This window comes from Algibacter sp. (assembly GCF_049667265.1).
Taxonomy (GTDB): domain Bacteria; phylum Bacteroidota; class Bacteroidia; order Flavobacteriales; family Flavobacteriaceae; genus Algibacter_B.
This window is the reverse complement of record NZ_JBATHX010000443.1, coordinates 1-5240: the sequence shown is the minus strand read 5'-3', so window position 1 is coordinate 5240 and position 5240 is coordinate 1. Positions and strand designations below refer to the sequence as shown.

The window sequence follows — 5240 nt, the reverse complement described above, 5'->3', positions numbered from 1 at the left end:
CATCTGTTTCATTGAAATATTCGCGACGTTCACTATGACCTAAAATCACCGTGTTAACGCCAATACTTTTAAGCATACTTGCGCTAATTTCGCCTGTGTAAGCGCCATTTTCAGCGAAGTGCATGTTTTGCGCAATAACTTCAATTTGAGAACCTTTTAATGCATTAAATGCTTGATAAAGGTTGGTTGCCGTTGGCGCAATCATTACTTCAGCATCCGTTGTTTTTGTTTGCTTTTTTAAAGCCGTAATTAATGCTTCAGTTTGTGCTAAATCATTATTCATTTTCCAGTTACCTGCAACTATATTCTTTCTCATAATGTTTTGAATATCTTTATATTATCTTAAAAAATCTTTAGGGTTGAGCAAATTAATATTCGCTATTGAAACAAAAATAACTAATTTTTTAATGCTTCTATCAACTTTTCGTCGTTAGCTTCAATAACATTAAATACAACGATTTCGCTAGCTTTATTTATTACCATATACCTAGGAATCCAACTGATATTTACAAAATTAGCAAATTCGCAATTTTTTGCGTTTGGCAAATAATAATGATTACCAATGACATCATACTTTTCTATGCCACGTTTCCATGCATCTTCTGCTCTATCTAAAGATAAAAATACATACGCTGTCTCTGGAAATTGGGCTTGCAATGCTTTTACTTTTGGCATGCCTTTAATACAATCGCTACACCATGAGGCCCAAATATCAATAACAATGGATTTGCCTTTGTGGGCTTCTAAAATGCTTTTGAATGTGGCTGAATCGCCTTCTAAATTGAGAAACGTATCATTTAAAGCGGCTTCGGAAAACTGCGTTGGTTCTTGCGAGTTACAACTTAGTAATGTGGTAAATAATGCTAGTATGAATATTATTTTTTTCATGTATTGATTTTAATTTGAGATTCCTGCTTTCGCAGGAATTATTCTAGTTTAACTTTAGGATCTAACCAAACGTAAATTAAGTCTACAAAAATATTGATTATAATAAACATGACCGCAATAATTAACACCGAACCCATAATAACTGGTAAATCTAATGTGTTTAAGGCGTTTACTATTTCCTTTCCTAACCCGTTCCATCCAAAAATGTACTCCACAAAAACAGCTCCTGCGAGCATGGATGCAAACCAACCTGAAATGGCTGTAACTACAGGATTTAGCGCGTTTTTTACAGCATGTTTTTTTATAATTTGAAATTCGCTTAAACCTTTTGCCCTGGCGGTTCTAATATAATCTTGATTAAAAACTTCTAACAATGAATTGCGCATTAATTGAATAACCACAGCCAACGGACGAATACCTAAAACAACTGCTGGCAATATTAAGTTTTTCCATTTGATGTGCATGGCTTCACCGAAATCATCCAGTTCGTATAAACTGCCTGTCATTTCTAAATTGGTGATGTCGTGCAACAAATAGCCAAAGAACCACGCGAATAAAATAGCACTAAAAAAGGATGGAATACTCATGCCCAAAGTACTAAAAATCTGAATGATTTTATCGAGCCACCTATCTTTATACAAGGCTGAAATTATCCCTAATATAATGCCAATTATAATGGCAATAATTATTGCTGATACGGCTAGTACAAATGTATTTGGCAAGGTTTCAGCTAAAACCTCACTTACGCGTTTGCCTTGTTTAGCAAAAGATTCTCTTAAATATGGTTTTTTAATTACCGCTGTTGTGTTTCCAAATGAAAATAATTTTGTGGTGCTATATTTTCCTTGGCTGAGAAATGTATAATCTTCTGATTTATTTGAATGAAATGAAATAAGTGATAAATCATTTAAGTAATAAAAATATTGGGTGCTTATGGGTTTATCGAATCCATACTTCTTTTTTACAATGGCCAACTGTTCGCTATCGTCATTTTGTCCCATCATCATTTGGGCCGGATCTCCTGGGAGTACACTAAACAAAAAGAATATAACAGTAACTACTCCCAATAATGTGAGTAATGCGTAGAATATTTTATTTAGTAAGTAGTTTATCAGTTGTTGTTAGTTGTTGTTAGTTGTTTAGTAAAAGGATTCTGGGTTGACTATTCATCCTTTAGTTTAACTTCGATTATTCCTGTGAAGGAGGTGTTTTCCTGTTCATTTAATTCTTGAAGTAATAATTCATCTTTAATGACATTTACACTTTCAATACGTTCGGGATTTATAGCCTCAACGACTTCTTTTGTTGACGGTTCCTCGTTTACATAATAGGCTATATTTTCTACAACTTTTTTTGGTTCTGGTTGCCCTTCAACTTCTGGAAGTTTTAATTCTTCAATATCATTCCAATGCACCTTTTGTTTCACCGTACCTTTTTCCAAAACCAAGATACCTGGATTAGATCGCACCACCGTTTTAAGCGCTTTTTCATCGCATAAATACCATGTGAAATCAATATTATAAGCGTCGTTTATGCGTTTTTTAGCATCTTCTCCAGAGGCTGTTAAACCTATAATTTGATAATTATTTTTTCGTGCTTCGTCTTGTAATGCTTTCAGTTTTAAAGCTCCGGGTTGCTCCATGTTTTCCAAATTATATGAAACCACTAAAACTAAATGTTCCTGCTCAAGAAAATGAGTTGTTAAATCTTCATCTTCACTTTCAATAGAGAAATCTACTACTGGTGGTGAATACCCTTCCTGAATAACCTTAGTTTCAACACCTATAAAATCACCATCAACGGATGGATATGTACCATTGGTTACAATCACTTCCTCTTTACCATTCACATTAAATTTCCAACTATATTCTTGAATTGGCTTCTGAGCATCTTCTGGGACAAGCATCCCTTCTTGGATATTTTTTCCAATGGCATAGGCTCTAAAATCTATGGTTGGCAAATGCATTAAAACATGATACCCGAACCATAAACTAACTATAAACCCTAACAATGCTAAAACCGTAGTTAGTAGTTTTCCAAATACGGGTTTTATATGTTTTACACCCACAAAAAGAATAAGTATTAATACCAAAAGCACAACATCTTTCCAGAATGTTTCCCAAGGTTTCAATTTAATAAAATCGCCAAAACAGCCACAGTCTTTTACTTTCTCGAAATAAGCTGCATAAAATGTTAAGAATGTAAAGAATACCATCATTCCTAACAAACTCCAAACAGTAAATTTAGGTTTGTATCCAATGAGTAAAAACACCCCCAAAACAACTTCAAACACCACTACAAAAACGGAAATTATTAATGCATAAGGTTCTAAAAATGGCAGATTTAAAACGTCTGGACTGAAATATTCTTGTAATTTATAGGAAAACCCTAATGGATCGTTTAACTTAATGAATCCTGAGAAGATGAATAATACGCCTACTAGGATTCTTGATATGTTTACTACTAATTTCATTTTTTATTTGTTAAAAGACCTTTCGACTGCGCTCAAGGTGACATTACGTTTTTTAATTATTTTTCGTTTAAGTGAATCATGGCAAAAACCGCATAGTTTATCATATCCTGATAGTTAGCATCAATACCCTCACTTACCAAAGTTTTGCCCTTATTATCCTCAATTTGTTTAACTCGAAGTAATTTTTGTAAAATCAAATCTGTTAAGCTGCTCACTCTCATGTCGCGCCAAGCTTCACCATAATCATGGTTTTTATCTTCCATTAACTGCTTTGTTACAGCCACTTTCTCTTCATATAATTTTGTTGCTTCCTTAGTTGACATATCAGGTTGCTCGACCACACCTTTTTCTAACTGAATTAGCGCCATAACACAATAATTTATAATCCCTATAAATTCGCTTTCTTGGCCTTCATCAACCTTCTGAATATCATTTTGTTGTAATCCTCTAATGCGTTGTGCTTTTATAAAAATTTGGTCGGTTAAAGATGGTAACCTCAAGATTCGCCATGCACTTCCGTAATCACTCATTTTCTTAATAAATAAACTTTTGCATGTGTCTATTACGGCGTCGTATTGTTTTGAAGTATCTTGCATATAAGGTGAACTCTTTTTTGTGTAAATTTCGCTTAAATTGTTTAAAGTTCAAAAGTTTAAGGTTTAAAGTTTTGAAGACTTCCTTTGATGTTTCAAATTTAAAGTTTTAGGTTTGGAATTTGATGTTTAATATATGGGAATTTAAAAATTATGACTATTAATTGCAAAGGCAAACTCATTGATTTATCGTCACCAAAAGTAATGGGGATTTTAAACATTACTCCAGATTCGTTTTATGATGGTGGTGCTCATAAAAATGAGGTGGAAGTTTTAAAACATGTTGGGCAAATGCTTAATGAGGGAGCCACTTTTATTGATGTTGGTGCTTACAGCTCGCGCCCAAATGCCGACCATGTAAGTGAAGCTGATGAATTAAAACGCATACTACCTATTGTTGCATTGATTTTAAAAGAATTTCCAGAAACCTTACTTTCCATTGATACGTTTAGAAGCGAAGTTGCCAAACAAACTATTGAGGCTGGTGCTTGTATGGTTAATGATATTTCTGCTGGAATGTTGGATAAAAACATGATGCCGACCATAGCCAATTTGAATGTGCCATATATAATGATGCACATGCGAGGCACACCGCAAACTATGCAACAGCAAACTGAATATGACCATTTGGTAAAAGACATATTATTTTATTTTTCCGAGAGAATTGCTGCAGCAAAAGCTTTAGGAATTGTTGATGTTATTGTAGATCCTGGTTTTGGTTTTGCTAAAAATTTAGAGCAGAATTTTGAATTATTAAATGCATTAGAATTGTTCAAAATGATTGAAAAACCAATGCTTGTTGGTGTTTCAAGAAAGTCCATGATTTATAAAACGTTAGAAACGTCAGCACAGGAAGCCTTGAATGGAACATCGGTTTTAAACACGGTGGCTTTGCAAAAAGGCGTCTCTATTTTGAGAGTTCATGATGTTAAGGAAGCTATGGAATGTATTACTTTAGTTAAGTCGTTAAGTCGTTAAGTCGTTAAGTCGTTAAGTCGTTAAGAAAAAATGAAAAATTATTTATTATTAATTATTTTAACTGTTCTGTTTTCTTGCGGAAGCGATAAAGTTATTCAGTTACCAGAAATTAGTCATTCTGAAATCACAGAAATTCTAGATGTTTCACCTGCCTATTTGTTTTACGATGAAACTCAAGTAGACAGTATAGAACTGAATAGAAAAAACCTCATTAGCACCACAAATTGGTTGATTAATGTGGATAAACGTTTGACACTAAAACAGGTGATTCCTCATATTAAATATCTTCAAGATAAAAAGGCTAATTC

At 33.5% G+C, this 5240-nt stretch carries 6 protein-coding genes and 1 pseudogene; 2 read left to right on the top strand and 5 right to left on the bottom strand.

The window, feature by feature from the left end; genetic code table 11:
• The 5 genes from WBN21_RS15425 to WBN21_RS15405 all read right to left on the bottom strand — a co-directional run.
• The coding region (locus tag WBN21_RS15425; protein ID WP_424201837.1) for a triose-phosphate isomerase family protein at positions 1-316 on the bottom strand (316 nt) is incomplete at its 3' end.
• Positions 317-396: 80 nt separating this feature from the next.
• Positions 397-888 carry a TlpA family protein disulfide reductase gene (locus WBN21_RS15420; RefSeq protein WP_424201835.1) on the bottom strand — a complete coding sequence of 164 codons (492 nt, stop codon included), beginning with the start codon at positions 886-888 and terminating at the stop codon, positions 397-399.
• Positions 889-926: 38 nt separating this feature from the next.
• The gene (locus WBN21_RS15415) at positions 927-2003 is read right to left on the bottom strand and encodes an ABC transporter permease (protein WP_424201839.1); all 1077 of its coding nucleotides are present in this window, start codon (positions 2001-2003) and stop codon (positions 927-929) included.
• Positions 2004-2050: 47 nt separating this feature from the next.
• A complete protein-coding gene (locus tag WBN21_RS15410) occupies positions 2051-3361 on the bottom strand; it encodes a BT_3928 family protein (protein WP_424201833.1) in 1311 nt (436 codons plus the stop codon).
• A 56-nt stretch (positions 3362-3417) separates the two neighbouring features.
• Positions 3418-3957: a DUF1599 domain-containing protein gene (locus WBN21_RS15405; protein ID WP_424201831.1), complete on the bottom strand. Its 540-nt coding sequence runs from the start codon at positions 3955-3957 to the stop codon at positions 3418-3420.
• 150 nt (positions 3958-4107) lie between these two features.
• Between WBN21_RS15405 and folP the strand changes: the two genes are divergently transcribed.
• On the top strand, positions 4108-4932 hold the full coding sequence (gene folP, locus WBN21_RS15400; RefSeq protein ID WP_424201830.1) for a dihydropteroate synthase: 825 nt from the start codon (positions 4108-4110) through the stop codon (positions 4930-4932).
• 30 nt (positions 4933-4962) lie between these two features.
• Positions 4963-5240 (top strand): annotated as a pseudogene (locus tag WBN21_RS15395) (hypothetical protein); the annotation flags it as partial.